The sequence below is a fragment of the Staphylococcus taiwanensis genome, from assembly GCA_020544305.1.
GTDB classification, from domain to species: Bacteria; Bacillota; Bacilli; order Staphylococcales; family Staphylococcaceae; genus Staphylococcus; species Staphylococcus taiwanensis.
In genome coordinates this window covers 1,379,180-1,392,661 of the sequence record CP058667.1, presented here as the reverse complement: position 1 = coordinate 1,392,661, position 13,482 = coordinate 1,379,180, and the positions used below count along the sequence as shown (strand labels likewise).

The following is a 13,482-nucleotide window of genomic DNA, read 5'->3' as shown; positions in this document are numbered from 1 at the left end:
ATTAGAGCGCTATAAAATATTAGTAACTTTGATTAGGTTTAGGTAATTGAATAATGAACGTAGTCCCTTTATTGACTTCACTTTCGACTGAAATTAAGCCACCATGCTCTTCTATAATCATTTTACAAATAAATAAGCCTAAGCCAGTTCCTTGTTTACCTCTCGTTCTAGAGGCTTCGACCTTATAAAATCTATCGAAAACAAGTTCCAAATGTTCAGGTGCAATACCACTTCCTGTATCACTGATATAAAGTGTTTGATATTGTTCGTCTGAAGAAGTAGTGATAGTAATAGTATCCCCAGGTTTGGTATATCGTGTTGCATTATCAATCAAATTCGTTAGTACTTGATCGATACGATCGGCGTCATATTCCCATAGCTCATTATTTACATCTGGAGATAGTGACATATTCAACTCTAAATCTTGAGCTTGTTGGCGATACTTAACTTGCATTTTCTCTAGTAATGGTAAAATGGGTTGCACTTCTTTATTGACCGTCAAACCTTCAGCATCCATACGTGCAACATTTAACAACTCATTAACTAATCGATTTAATCTTTGAGTTTCATCGAGAACGATAGATAGGGATTCTTTAATTTCGTCAGGTTCAGTTACAATGCCGTCTACTATAGATTCGGTGTAACCTTGTAATAAAGAGATTGGTGTACGTAACTCATGCGATACATTTGCGATGAAGTCTTTTTTCATTTGATCTAAATTGTGTTCATTAGTCATATCTCTCATGATAACGACCACACCACTTCGCCCATCTTGTTGAATTCGTTCAATATAAGTCATGATGACAACATAATATTTAGCATTAAATTCATATTCTTGGAATTCTGTTCCTTTAGATATGAATGTAGCTTCAATTTGTTGTTCCAATTCATGGAAAGTATCTTTATCTATCGAAGTTATAATGTCATCAGCCATTTTGTTAGACAACATAATTTCACGATTATCATTTATGCCTAATACACCTTCCACCATAGAATTAATTAAGCTATCTCGAATATTTTTTTGAGTAGAAAGTGCTTCTACATTCTCTTGAATTTCATTACTCATATGATTAAAAGTATATGATAATTCTCCAATTTCATCTTTAGTTGTAACACTAGTTTGTTGAGAATAGTCTCCATTAGCGACATTAATGGCTTGAGTTCTTAAATGTCTCAATGGTTTTGTGATTCTATTAGATAAAAAGAATGCGAATACTGTAGATATTGCAATAAATATAATAGCTGTAATTAAAATGATAATCGTTATAGCATTATTAGTATCTTCAATAGATTTTAAATCTTGGTAAATAAAAACAGCACTATATTTAGATTTAGCATTATCTTGCGCTTGCATAGGATAGCCTAAAAGGATATAAGAATGTGAATTGCCATCATTACTAATCGTAATATTTTGAGTTGTGGATTTTCCTTTAGTAAACACTTGACTAAAGTTATGGTTATTATGAATTTCTTCTAGCATTTTATTTTTAGTTTTACTATTAGAATTATCAGGTTTAGTGTTTTTATTTGCCATAATAATAACCCCACCTGAGCCATCTATTAATTGTTGGCTATGTTGTATAGCTAATGCTTTATTGTCTGCATGTTCTACTAAATGGCTTATTCTTGAGGCATCTTCTCTTATGGCATTCTCAGTTTGTTGAGTATAGTAATATTGGATAAAGGTGATTAAAGCAGCACTCAATAAAATTAAAACTGTAGTTACTATAAACAGAATAGTTAACCACAGTTTTACAACAACACTATTTAGTCGGTTCGTCACTTGATTTTACCTCAAATTTATAACCAACGCCCCAAACAGTTTGAATCATGTGTGCAGCATCTGCAGAAACGCGATTTAATTTTTCTCTTAAACGTTTAACATGAGTGTCTACAGTTCTTAAATCACCATAAAATTCATAATGCCATACTTCTTTTAATAGTTGTTCACGATCAAATACTTTATTAGGTGTTTTTGCTAAATATATCAATAATTCATATTCTTTAGGTGTTAAATTAACTTGTTGGTTATCAGCTAAAACGCGATGTGCGTCATTATCAATAATTAAATGGTTAAATTCAATCACATCTCTTGCATGAGGTTCGCTTTGTTCTGGTTTTGAAGACTGAGTTCTACGTAATAAAGCCTTAACTCTTAAGACTACTTCTCTAGGCGAGAAAGGTTTAACTATATAATCATCGGCACCAGACTCGAAACCTTCTACCCTATTTGTCTCTTCTCCTTTAGCAGTTAACATAATAATTGGAGTATCTTTATGCTCACGTAACTTAGATGCTATTTCAATACCATCCATCTCTGGTAGCATTAAGTCTAAAAGTATGCACGCATAGTCATTTTCAAGCGCAAGCTCATAAGCTTCTTTACCATCACTTGCTTCTTGAATCGTAAACGATTCTCTTTCTAAATAGAGTTTGAGTAATCTTCGTATTCTATCTTCATCGTCTACAATTAATATTTCGTTTGTCATATTGTTTTTACCTCCTATACATGCTCATTACTTCACTTATTATAGCATATAGCGTACTTGAAAGCTTTAGATATTAACTATCTTTGTGAAAAAAATAGCAAGTGAAATTTTGTTAAATTAATTTCACCTGCTATTGAATTATAAGTGTATATTATTTTCCATTCTCAGCCATATGTCGTAAAACTTTTACTTCATGTGGAGTCAATACTCTACCTTCACCAGCATTCAAACCTTTTAAATCAAGATTTCCAAATTGAATGCGTGTAAGCTTGTCCACTTTATGACCAAAATGCTCAAACATACGTCTAACTTGTCTATTTCTACCTTCACTAATTGTTATTTCAACAAGAGTCGTATTTTTTTCTTTATCTTGTTTTTTAACCTTAACTTCAGCTGGTTGAGTGAAACCATCTTCTAATTGAATTCCTTTTTCTAATGATCTAACTTCTTCACGCATTAAGTAGCCTTTTAACTTAGCTATATATTTTTTTTGAATATGATATCTAGGATGCGTCATCAAATTAGTGAATTCACCATCATTTGTAAGTAATAATAAACCTGAAGTATCGTAGTCTAAACGTCCCACTGGGTAAATACGCGTTTCTAAATCATCAAAATAATCAGTCACAACTGTGCGCCCTCTATCATCTGATACACTCGTAATGACTTGAGTAGGTTTATAAAATAAAATATACATTTTATCTTCTTGTTCGATTTTAATGCCTTCAACTTCAACTGTATCGGAAGCTTTAACCTTCGTTCCTAATTCAGTTACAATATCGCCGTTGACTTTAACTTTACCTTCTGAAATTAGCGTTTCTGCTTTTCTTCGTGAAGTGTAACCACTATTAGCGATGCGCTTTTGAAGTCTTTCTAATTCTTTACTCATTTTGAGTCTCCTTTTTGATTTACTAAATTACTAAAGAAGTCTTCCATTTCTTCTTCATCTTCTTCAGTTGTAGGTAAATCTTCTAATTTTTCTATTCCAAATACATTTAAAAATAAATTTGTTGTTTGCAAAAGATGGCTACGAGAAGTTTCTACATCTTTCGCTTCGATTAATCCTCGTGCAATTAACGTTCTTACCGCACCATCAGAGTTTATACCTCTTATCATTTCAATATCACTACGAGTTAAAGGTTGATTATAGGCAATAATTGACAAAGTTTCCATTGCAGCTTGCGAAAGTTTCATATTTGATTTTTGTTCAATTAGTTGTTCTATATATGATGTAGCTTCTTTTTTAGAAGTTAAAATATATGTTGTTCCAAATTTCTGGATCATTAGACCAGGTGATTGATATGATGCAACTAATTCGTTCATTGTTTCCTTATTAACATCTAAAATTTCAATTAATTGCTTCTCATCAAGTCCTTCATCTCCTGCTGTATATAATAATGCTTCAAGAATTCCTATATTATCCAATATTAAAATTCACTCCCCTAATGATGTTGATATCATCGAAACTTTTTGCTTGTTCTATGTTTATGAGACCAGATTTTGACATTTCAAGTATCGCAAGGAAGTGTGTGACCACTTGTTCAATTGGTTCATGAAACGTAAACAAACTAAAGAAATTGAATGAAGCGCAGTGTTTTAATTGAGAAGACACTTTTTCTGTAGCTTGCTGAATTGTAAACGTTTCTTTAGTAATTTGGACTGACTTTGGAGTATTAAGTGCTACTCTGTTTTTTACTCTTTGATAAGCTACAATTAGTTCGGTCAAATCAATGGTTTGATTTTCATCCCAAGTGATATCTTTTTCAAGGTGAGATAAATCCGTTGGATGTTTGGTGAAATAATGCTCGCGCTCTTTCTTCATATCGTTAAGTAGTTCAGTATATTCTTTATAATTTTGATACTCGATTAATCGCCCTACCAATTCTTCTCTTGGATCTTCTTCTAATTCATTTTCTATATCATGCTGAGGCAATAGTAATTTACTTTTTATCATGAGCAATTCTGAAGCCATAACTAAGTATTCACTTGCTAAATTTATTTCTAGTTGCTTCATCGCATGAACATATTGCATATATTGCTCAGTTAAAGACTTCATGGGTATATCATAAATATCAATTTCATATTTTTGGATTAAATGGAGTAACAAATCTAATGGGCCATTGAAGGCGTCTAATTTCACTTCATACATATTTATCTTCCTCATACTAAATCTATATCGTGCATATTTTACTAAAATATTATAGCATGAATGACATAAACATTTAAATTAAGGATGAGATGAATTGGAAGAGGCTTTGTTAGATTTTTATTATCATTTTCATAAATATCAACACTACTTTCTTTGCCATGATATATTAGAAGAAGCTTGGAAGATGAATCCTAATTATTCAAAAAATGACGGCATTGTAAGTTTAATTTTATTTTCCACAGCAATGTATCACTATAGACGGCATAATTATAAAGGTGCTTTGAAAAGTTTTAAAAAATCATTGACTACTTTCCTTAATGCTAGAGATAAAGTATTACTAGGCCTTAATGAAGAAGCTTTTGTGAAACAGATAAAACAGCAAATTAAAAATGTATATCATAAAAAGAACTTTGTACCTATACAATTACCAATGACTGAAGAAATGTTTAATAAAATTTATTACATTTATCCAGATTATACATTCAATGAATTATCAATTTCAGATAGCTATATTGTTCATCACCATAAATTAAGAGATAGAAGCGATGTAATCAATGCCAGACAACAAGCTTTGATAAAAAAACATAAAAAGTAGTGGTAAGGATAAGTTGATAAACTAAATCCTTACCACTACTTTTATTTTTTATGCTCTAGGATGGAATTGATTATACATTTGTCTAATTTGAGTTTTAGAAACATGTGTATATAATTGCGTCGTCGAAATATCTGAATGACCTAACATTTCTTGTACTGCACGTAAATCAGCACCATTTTCAAGAAGATGTGTAGCAAAAGAATGTCTTAATGTGTGTGGCGTCAGTGTCTTCGTAATGTTTGCTTTTAATCCATATTGTTTAATCATTTTCCAAATACCTTGTCTTGTTAAGGCTTTACCGTGCATATTTAGAAAAAGAACATTTGTTATTGTTTTCTTTAATAGTTGCGGACGAACAGTATTGATATAGGTATCCAAGTATTCAATGACTGTATCTCCTAATGGAATAATTCTTTCTTTGTTCCCTTTACCAAATACCTTTACGAAACCCATAATAAGATTAATATCATCGATTTCAATTTGAATTAATTCTGAAACTCGCATACCTGTAGCATATAATAATTCAAGAATTGTACGATCTCGATAGCCATTATTTTTATTTAAATCAGGTGTTTCTAATAATTGAAGTACTTCATCTACTTCTAACACATCAGGTAATTTTTTTTCATATTTGGGTGTTTCAATTAACACAGTTGGGTCTTTAGCAGCATACTTTTCACGCAGTGCAAATTGATGAAAACTGCGAATCGTTGATATAAAACGTGCTACTGATTTTGATGAAGCACCCTCATCAATGAGATGGCCGAGACACTCTTGAATGGTTTGTCGATCTATAAAATCTATGTGCGCAATTTTTTGTTCATTCATATAGGTTTGATATTTTTTTAAATCACGTCTGTAAGCACCGATGGTATTTTCACTTAGACCTTTCTCAATTTGAATGAATTTTAAGTATTCTTCAATAATTGTATCCATTTCAACACCTCAATTTGTATGGATAATTTACAATATGTATTATTAATAAATAAGACCAAGACAATGTTTTAGTTGCCTTAGCCTTAATTGAGTCTAGTTAAAATAATTCTATTTTCCTTTAGCTTGGCATTCAGCACATACACCATGAAATGTAAGTCTGTGGTCAAGAATTTTGAAATTATATTCAGACTCAACTCGTTCTTCGACTTGTGGAAGTAAATCTTCGTGAATTTCATCAACTTTACCGCATTCCATACATACTAAATGATGATGGAAATGTTTGGCGCCCTCTTTTCTTAAATCAAAGCGTGCTACACCATCACCAAAGTTAATCTTATCGACAACTTTTAATTCTGCTAAAAGCTCTAGCGTTCTATATACGGTAGCTAAGCCTATTTCAGGAGCTTTGTCTTTAACTTTTAAGTAGACATCTTCAGCACTAAGATGATCTTTTTCATTTTCAATTAAAACACGAACGGTAGCTTCTCGTTGTGGTGTTAGTTTATATGAAGATTGTTGTAATTGTTGTTTTACTCTATTTAATCGTTCTTCCATGGGAGCGACACTCCTCTATTAATAATTATAATCATTTTAATTTGATATTATTTCATTTATTAAATTACCAATAATTTTAGAAAAACGCAAGTTAAAACCTAATCTAAATTAGAATGATTATAATTTAATAACACATATTGTAAACCAATAATTGTTTTAGCATCTTCGATTTCTTGACTATCGAGTAATGATTTTATTTCAGAAACCGGTACTTTATGTAATTCAACAAATTCATCTTCATCAAGATTTAATTGCCCTTCGCTAAGATTATTAGCAAAGTAAATTGTTAATTTTTCATTTGAAAATCCTGGAGAACCATACATATTTGTTATGAATTCTAATTCATTTGCAATATAACCTGTTTCTTCTTCTAACTCTCTTTTAGCTGCTTCTTCCCTTTCTTCATCTTTTTCAAGTTTACCTGCAGGAATTTCAAGAAGCGGTTTTTCCACTGGCTTACGAAACTGTTTGACGAGTAAAATCTCGTTATTTGGCGTAATTGCACACACTGCTACAGCACCATTGTGATAGACTAGTTCACGTTTTGAAGTATTACCGTCAGGTAATTCAACATCGTGTATTTCTAAGTCTATAATTTTGCCATTGTATATTACCGTTCTATCAAAAGTTTTTTCATCAAATTTCATTAAATTCACGTCCCTTTTAATTCTTTGTATAAATTGATAAGATGAATGCGTTACCTAAAGTGTATCGAAAGGAGATTGGACATGCAAAAGAATATTTTAAAGAGTGGCATCGAAATTTCAGAGTTAGGTTTAGGTTGTATGAGTTTAGGCACTAATTATAAAGAAGCTGAACCGATTATTGAAAGCGCGATTGAAAATGGAATTACTTATTTTGATACAGCTGATATATATGATAGAGGGGTAAATGAAGAGATTGTTGGTAAAGCGTTAAAAAAATATCAAAATAGAGATGACATTGTAATTGGTACGAAAGTGGGTAATCGCCCGACCGATGATGGTGGCACTACATGGGATCCTTCAAAAAATTATATTAAAGTGAGTGTCAAAGGTTCTTTAAAACGACTTGGTTTAGATCATCTAGATTTATATCAATTACATGGAGGTACTATTGATGATCCATTAGATGAAACAATTAGTGCGTTTAATGAATTAAAACAAGAAGGCATTATTAAAGCCTATGGTATTTCTTCAATTCGCCCTAATGTCATAGATTATTACTTAAAACATAGTGAAATTGAAACGATTATGTCACAATTTAATTTAATTGATAATCGTCCTGAAAGTTTATTAAATGATATCCATGCGCATAGTGTGAAAGTATTGGCTCGTGGACCAGTATTCAAAGGTTTATTAACTTCAAATAGCGTTGATGCTCTAGATCATAAGTTTAGTGATGGTATTTTTGATTATAACCATCATGATTTAGGTGAAACAGTTGCATCAGTTAAAGAAATTGAAAGTAATTTAAGTGCCCTTACATTTGAATATTTAAAATCTCACGATGCACTAGGTTCTATTATTGTTGGTGCTAGTTCTGTACAACAGTTGGAAGAAAATGTTAGTAATTATCATAAACATGTAAGCTTAGATCAGGTTAAAGCGGCACGTGAACGTGTTAAGAATATTGAATATACGCAGCATTTAAAATAAAGTTATCATAAAATAAATACGTGATCATAATGCAATATGATTGAAATTCTTTTTGGTTTAAAAATAAATGACTAGGATTGAGAAAGTATAACTGTATACTTCTTCAATTCTAGTCTAATTATATTTAAGGTCTCATTAAGTTTTGAAAATGAAATTAATTAATATAGTCTTTTATATTGTTGAAACTGATTTTTATCCAAACTCTCAATTGAAACATTCATTACTTCTCCCCTAATAACTACGTCATGAAATCGAGAATGAATAAATTCTTGTTCCGTTTTTTCAAGAGCATTAAAATATTCACTACCTAATAAATCAATGATTGTAAACAAAGTTAAAGGTTTAATAGTGTTAATATTTTCTACTGCCTGTTTTACATCCTTATTTACACAACAAAGCATTTTTATTCCCCCTTTAGTTGGTTAACTTTTATTTCTAAATAATGGTGTAAAATACTTTTCAATTGTTCTAGGTGCTAATTGATATAGTTTTAGCATGTTATGCATCCAATGTGGCTTATTTATTTCCGATTTTTGTTTAATCATCCCTTTAACAATTTCATTCGAAAATTGCTTAGGATTTATCATTATTGACTCGTATTTTTTAGCATAGTTTAAACTTGGATCTGCTTTTTCATGAAAAGGGGTTTGAATTGGGCCAGCGTTAACAGCCATAATATGATAATTAGGTTCCTCGATTCTTAGTGCATTTAATACTGCGTTCAAAGCCGCTTTAGATGCACCATAATGAGAAGCGTTTGCTTGTGTAACGAATGCAGCTTGACTAGAAATAGCAACAATCGACGCTTGGTTAGCAAGTAATGGTCTTAAAGATTGAAAAATTAAATTGAAACTAATGAGATTAACTTCATATGTTTCAATCATTTCTGAACTTGAATGTTGGCGAATTGATTTAAAATAACCTAACCCTGAACTATAAATTAAACCATGTATCGGGCATTCTATTAATTTAGCAATCTCAATAATTCTTTCTTTATCTAATAGATCGCATTGAATCATAGTGACTTTGTGCTTATAGTCACCGAAATCAATTGCATCATATTTAGCATTGTTTCGTGCGATGATTGTTACTAAAGCGCCCCTGGTCAGTAATTGCTTAACGATTTCTAGACCCAGACCACTGGTGCCACCTGTTACTATATAATGCTTACCAATCATAATATGTTCCCCTTTCAACTCGTTGTATTCATGTTAACTTATTCAGTGTTATTGTTAAAGCAATATAAGCGGTTTTTATAGGTTTAGCTAAGCTTATAAATTCGGACTAACTTTTTGTAAAAAAGAGTTCATGCAGAGGAACACCTGAGCTAAAGCTCATGTGTATAGTCGAACTAACTTTTTGTAAAAATGCGTTCATGCAGAGGAACACCTGAGCTAAAGCTCATGTGTATAGTGATGCTAAATTTTTATTTTAAAAATAAGCATCACTTATATGTTACTATGGTGGTATAAAATGATGTGCAAAGGTGATGATGTCGATGAAAATAGTATTTTATGGTGCAGGAAATATGGCTCAAGCCATTTTTAAGGGTATTATAGAGTCTAAAATGTTAAATCCAGACGATATTTATTTAACAAACAAATCAAATGAAGAAGCCTTAAAAAAATTTGCTGAGGAGCTTGGAGTTAAATATAGTTATGATGACGAGGCATTATTAAAAGATGCAGATTATGTATTTTTAGGAACAAAGCCTTATGATTTTGAAAAAGTAGCTGAAAGAATCCAACCTTATATTACTGATGATAATCGCTTTATTTCATTAATGGCAGGTTTGACAATTCATTATATTCATGAGCAACTAGGCGTTACTAATCCCATTGCTCGAATTATGCCAAACACAAATGCTCAAGTAGGACATTCTGTAACTGGTATTAGTTTTTCAGGTAACTTTGGCCCTAAATCCAAGGATGAGGTCATCGATTTAATAAATGCATTTGGATCGGTCATTGAGGTTAAAGAGGATCACTTACATCAAGTTACTGCCATAACAGGAAGCGGTCCAGCTTTCTTATACCATGTATTTGAGCAATATGTTAAAGCTGGTACAGAACTAGGTTTAGAAAAGAATCAAGTAGAAGAATCAATTAAAAATTTAATTATTGGAACAAGTAAAATGATAGAACGTTCTGATTTAAGTATGGAACAACTACGAAAGAATATTACTTCTAAAGGCGGTACAACTCAGGCTGGTCTAAATGCATTAGATCAACATGATATTGAAGGAATATTCAAAGATTGTTTAAATGCTGCGGTAAATCGTAGTGTAGAGCTATCTAAAAATGAAGATAACTAACAATTTATCAAAGCACCCACATGACAATTAATTTAGTGATGTGGGTGCTTTATTATCTAGTATTATATTTTAAAAGTTTGGAAATCTTTGACAAATTCAAAATTTGGTGTGCTCATTCTTGATTTTAAATTTTGATTTATTTCTTCTATATCATCTTGATTATAGCGATTGCTCAAATGCGTAATTAAACTTTTCTTAACATTCGCATGTCCAATGAGTAAAAACACATCTTCAATGTGACTATGGTGATAATTATTAGCTAACGTTTTATCTCCTTCTATATACGTTGCCTCATGTACCATCACATCAGAGTTTTGCGCAATAACATATTCATTTTTACATGGTTTAGTATCTCCAAATATAGAAACGATTGGTCCTGGTTTTGCAGGGCCTTTAAAGTCACTCGAATTAAAAATTTGACCTTCATGTTCAAAATTATCGTACATTTTAACTTCTTGATATTTTGGTCCAGGATCTAAACCAATTGCTTTCAATGCATCTACATTAATTGTTCCAGGAGTTGTTGGAGATTCAATGCGATACCCATATGAAGGTATTCCGTGGTTCAAGAGTTTGGCTGACACTGTAAAACCATCATGATGATATGTAAAGTTATTATCAATTTCAATATATGTGATTGGATAATTGAGATGAGATTCTGATAATTTTAAATTGGTTTCTATAAATTGTTGTAGTCCTGTGGGTCCAATTAAAGTTAACGGCTTGTCTTCCCCACCTTGAAATGATCGACTCGTTAATAAACCAGGTAAACCGAATATATGATCGCCGTGCATATGCGTAATAAAAATATGATCAACTTTACCGAGTTTAATGGAATGATGCAAAATTTGATGCTGGGTTCCTTCACCGACATCAAACAACCATATCGTATTTGAATAAGGTTCTAGGTTTAGCGCAATCGCTTGTGTATTTCTATCTTTGGTTGGTAACCCCGCGCTCGTACCGAAGAATGTTATTTCCATGCATATGCCTCCTTTTTCTTCAATATATTTTATCATATGTACTAATGATTGTTATAATGAGAAACAAAATAAATGAATTTAACTTGATATAAGGTATAATAAAGTTATTAAAATATTAAATTGTGCGTCGTTTAATTTTATCCTAGTTCTAAATTTTTTAGTGCGTTTAGGCAAATTGGTATGAAGCGGTGCAAATTTATCTTATAATAATGAAATCATAGCATTTTAAGAATTGAGGTTTTGAAGTTGAGTAAACAAACTAAACATATCCCTTGTTTAATTACTATTTTCGGTGCAACCGGAGATTTAAGTCATAGAAAATTATTCCCATCGCTGTTCCATCTGTTTCAACAGGATAATTTAGATGAACATATCGCAATTATTGGTATTGGACGACGAGACTACACAAATGAGGTCTTTCGTGAACAAGTAAAAGCATCTATTCAAACGCATGTTAAAGATACAGAGCAAATAGATGAGTTTATGGAACATGTTTACTACTTTAAACATGATGTTAGTGATGAACAAAGTTATTATTCATTATTGGATTTCTCTAATGAATTAGATTCGAAATATCAATTAAAAGGTAACCGTTTATTCTACCTAGCAATGGCGCCTCAATTCTTTGGTATTATTTCCGATTATCTAAAATCATCAGGCCTAACTGAAACGACTGGATTTAAACGTTTGGTAATTGAGAAACCTTTTGGTAGTGATTTAAAATCAGCAGAACAATTAAATAATCAATTACGTCAATCTTTTAAAGAAGAAGAAATCTATAGAATTGATCATTATTTGGGTAAAGATATGGTTCAAAATATCGAAGTATTACGTTTCTCTAATGCCATGTTTGAACCACTTTGGAACAATAAATATATTTCAAATATTCAAGTAACATCATCAGAAATTCTTGGCGTTGAGGATCGTGGTGGTTATTATGAATCAAGTGGTGCACTTAAGGATATGGTTCAAAACCATATGTTACAAATGGTTGCTTTACTCGCAATGGAAGCTCCTATTAGTTTAAATAGTGAAGATATTCGTGCTGAAAAGGTTAAAGTACTTAAATCATTAAGAAAACTTGAATCAGAAGAAGTTAGACAAAACTTTGTTCGTGGTCAGTATGGTGAAGGTTATATTAATGGTGAAAAAGTCAAAGCTTATCGTGATGAGGATCGAGTTGTTGAAGATTCTAATACACCTACATTTGTTTCTGGTAGATTGACAATTGATAATTTCCGTTGGGCTGGCGTACCATTTTACATCCGAACTGGTAAACGTATGAAATCTAAAACAATTCAAGTTGTGGTCGAATTTAAAGAAGTTCCAATGAATCTGTATTATCAAACGGATAAATTACTTGATTCAAATTTATTAGTCATTAATATTCAACCTAATGAAGGTATTTCGCTTCATTTGAATGCTAAGAAAAATATTCAAGGAATTGATACTGAACCTGTTCAACTATCCTACGCAATGAGCGCACAAGATAAAATGAATACAGTAGATGCATATGAAAATCTATTATTTGACTGTCTTAAAGGTGATGCAACCAACTTTACTCATTGGGAAGAATTAAAATCTACATGGAAATTTGTAGATATTATTCAAGACGAATGGAATATGAATGAGCCTGATTTCCCTAATTACGAATCTGGTACTAATGGTCCACTCGAAAGTGACTTATTACTTAGTCGAGATGGTAATCATTGGTGGGATGATATTCAATAATTTAATATAATTTCTAATTTACGAGGTAAGCCACATTATTATTGTGCCTTGCCTTTTTCAATTTATTTTGATGAAAATTTTGAAATATAGCAC

15 protein-coding genes are annotated in these 13,482 nt (G+C 31.4%); 4 read left to right on the top strand and 11 right to left on the bottom strand.

Translation table 11 applies throughout. The features are described from left to right. Positions 1 to 19: 19 nt before the first annotated feature. The 5 genes from HYI43_06635 to HYI43_06615 all read right to left on the bottom strand — a co-directional run bounded on the left by HYI43_06635 (position 20) and on the right by HYI43_06615 (position 4,638). Positions 20 to 1,783, bottom strand: a complete 1,764-nt coding sequence (locus HYI43_06635; protein UDI78231.1) for a HAMP domain-containing protein — start codon at positions 1,781 to 1,783, stop codon at positions 20 to 22. Further along, the gene (locus tag HYI43_06630; GenBank protein ID UDI78230.1) at positions 1,764 to 2,489 is read right to left on the bottom strand and encodes a response regulator transcription factor; all 726 of its coding nucleotides are present in this window, start codon (positions 2,487 to 2,489) and stop codon (positions 1,764 to 1,766) included. Before HYI43_06630 ends, HYI43_06635 begins: the two co-directional genes overlap by 20 nt. Positions 2,490 to 2,640: 151 nt before the next feature. Next, positions 2,641 to 3,378 carry an rRNA pseudouridine synthase gene (locus HYI43_06625; GenBank protein UDI78229.1) on the bottom strand — a complete coding sequence of 246 codons (738 nt, stop codon included), beginning with the start codon at positions 3,376 to 3,378 and terminating at the stop codon, positions 2,641 to 2,643. Continuing rightward, a complete protein-coding gene (scpB, locus tag HYI43_06620; protein ID UDI78228.1) occupies positions 3,375 to 3,914 on the bottom strand; it encodes an SMC-Scp complex subunit ScpB in 540 nt (179 codons plus the stop codon). Before scpB ends, HYI43_06625 begins: the two co-directional genes overlap by 4 nt. Continuing rightward, positions 3,907 to 4,638: a segregation/condensation protein A gene (locus HYI43_06615; GenBank protein ID UDI78227.1), complete on the bottom strand. Its 732-nt coding sequence runs from the start codon at positions 4,636 to 4,638 to the stop codon at positions 3,907 to 3,909. Before HYI43_06615 ends, scpB begins: the two co-directional genes overlap by 8 nt. 94 nt (positions 4,639 to 4,732) lie before the next feature. Here HYI43_06615 and HYI43_06610 point away from each other — a divergent pair, with 94 nt between their 5' ends. Next, positions 4,733 to 5,233 (top strand): DUF309 domain-containing protein, encoded by a 501-nt coding sequence (locus tag HYI43_06610; protein ID UDI78226.1) that lies wholly within the window; start codon positions 4,733 to 4,735, stop codon positions 5,231 to 5,233. A gap of 48 nt (positions 5,234 to 5,281) precedes the next feature. Here the strand turns inward: HYI43_06610 and xerD are convergent, their stop codons facing one another. The 3 genes from xerD to HYI43_06595 all read right to left on the bottom strand — a co-directional run bounded on the left by xerD (position 5,282) and on the right by HYI43_06595 (position 7,371). Further along, positions 5,282 to 6,169, bottom strand: a complete 888-nt coding sequence (gene xerD / locus HYI43_06605) for a site-specific tyrosine recombinase XerD (GenBank protein ID UDI78225.1) — start codon at positions 6,167 to 6,169, stop codon at positions 5,282 to 5,284. Positions 6,170 to 6,277: 108 nt separating this feature from the next. After that, positions 6,278 to 6,724: a transcriptional repressor gene (locus HYI43_06600; GenBank protein ID UDI78224.1), complete on the bottom strand. Its 447-nt coding sequence runs from the start codon at positions 6,722 to 6,724 to the stop codon at positions 6,278 to 6,280. Between the two features lie 98 nt (positions 6,725 to 6,822). Continuing rightward, positions 6,823 to 7,371, bottom strand: a complete 549-nt coding sequence (locus HYI43_06595; GenBank protein ID UDI78223.1) for an NUDIX hydrolase — start codon at positions 7,369 to 7,371, stop codon at positions 6,823 to 6,825. 81 nt (positions 7,372 to 7,452) lie between these two features. On the opposite strand from HYI43_06595, the gene HYI43_06590 reads away from it, so the two are divergent. Beyond that, positions 7,453 to 8,361, top strand: a complete 909-nt coding sequence (locus HYI43_06590; GenBank protein UDI78222.1) for an aldo/keto reductase — start codon at positions 7,453 to 7,455, stop codon at positions 8,359 to 8,361. Positions 8,362 to 8,519: 158 nt separating this feature from the next. Here the strand turns inward: HYI43_06590 and HYI43_06585 are convergent, their stop codons facing one another. Both HYI43_06585 and HYI43_06580 read right to left on the bottom strand, forming a co-directional pair. Then, positions 8,520 to 8,762: a hypothetical protein gene (locus tag HYI43_06585; protein ID UDI78221.1), complete on the bottom strand. Its 243-nt coding sequence runs from the start codon at positions 8,760 to 8,762 to the stop codon at positions 8,520 to 8,522. A 21-nt stretch (positions 8,763 to 8,783) separates the two neighbouring features. Continuing rightward, complete coding sequence (locus HYI43_06580; GenBank protein ID UDI78220.1) at positions 8,784 to 9,539, bottom strand: SDR family NAD(P)-dependent oxidoreductase; 756 nt, start codon at positions 9,537 to 9,539, stop codon at positions 8,784 to 8,786. A gap of 320 nt (positions 9,540 to 9,859) precedes the next feature. On the opposite strand from HYI43_06580, the gene proC reads away from it, so the two are divergent. Continuing rightward, positions 9,860 to 10,675: a pyrroline-5-carboxylate reductase gene (gene proC, locus HYI43_06575; GenBank protein ID UDI78219.1), complete on the top strand. Its 816-nt coding sequence runs from the start codon at positions 9,860 to 9,862 to the stop codon at positions 10,673 to 10,675. A gap of 62 nt (positions 10,676 to 10,737) precedes the next feature. Here proC and rnz read toward each other — a convergent pair whose 3' ends face one another. Then, positions 10,738 to 11,658: a ribonuclease Z gene (rnz, locus tag HYI43_06570; protein UDI78218.1), complete on the bottom strand. Its 921-nt coding sequence runs from the start codon at positions 11,656 to 11,658 to the stop codon at positions 10,738 to 10,740. 246 nt (positions 11,659 to 11,904) lie between these two features. Between rnz and HYI43_06565 the strand changes: the two genes are divergently transcribed. Further along, entirely contained in the window at positions 11,905 to 13,389 is a 1,485-nt protein-coding gene (locus HYI43_06565) for a glucose-6-phosphate dehydrogenase (GenBank protein UDI78217.1), read from the top strand. Positions 13,390 to 13,482 lie beyond the last annotated feature (93 nt).

What these genes read in the sequence shown, in the direction of transcription:
- xerD (UDI78225.1), bottom strand. Translation starts at nt 6,169, where the DNA reads ATGGATACAATTATTGAAGAATACTTAAAATTCATTCAAATTGAGAAA.
- HYI43_06630 (UDI78230.1), bottom strand. Translation starts at nt 2,489, where the DNA reads ATGACAAACGAAATATTAATTGTAGACGATGAAGATAGAATACGAAGA.
- HYI43_06625 (UDI78229.1), bottom strand. Translation starts at nt 3,378, where the DNA reads ATGAGTAAAGAATTAGAAAGACTTCAAAAGCGCATCGCTAATAGTGGT.
- HYI43_06595 (UDI78223.1), bottom strand. Translation starts at nt 7,371, where the DNA reads ATGAAATTTGATGAAAAAACTTTTGATAGAACGGTAATATACAATGGC.
- HYI43_06590 (UDI78222.1), top strand. Translation starts at nt 7,453, where the DNA reads ATGCAAAAGAATATTTTAAAGAGTGGCATCGAAATTTCAGAGTTAGGT.
- rnz (UDI78218.1), bottom strand. Translation starts at nt 11,658, where the DNA reads ATGGAAATAACATTCTTCGGTACGAGCGCGGGGTTACCAACCAAAGAT.
- HYI43_06580 (UDI78220.1), bottom strand. Translation starts at nt 9,539, where the DNA reads ATGATTGGTAAGCATTATATAGTAACAGGTGGCACCAGTGGTCTGGGT.
- HYI43_06585 (UDI78221.1), bottom strand. Translation starts at nt 8,762, where the DNA reads ATGCTTTGTTGTGTAAATAAGGATGTAAAACAGGCAGTAGAAAATATT.
- proC (UDI78219.1), top strand. Translation starts at nt 9,860, where the DNA reads ATGAAAATAGTATTTTATGGTGCAGGAAATATGGCTCAAGCCATTTTT.
- HYI43_06615 (UDI78227.1), bottom strand. Translation starts at nt 4,638, where the DNA reads ATGTATGAAGTGAAATTAGACGCCTTCAATGGCCCATTAGATTTGTTA.
- HYI43_06600 (UDI78224.1), bottom strand. Translation starts at nt 6,724, where the DNA reads ATGGAAGAACGATTAAATAGAGTAAAACAACAATTACAACAATCTTCA.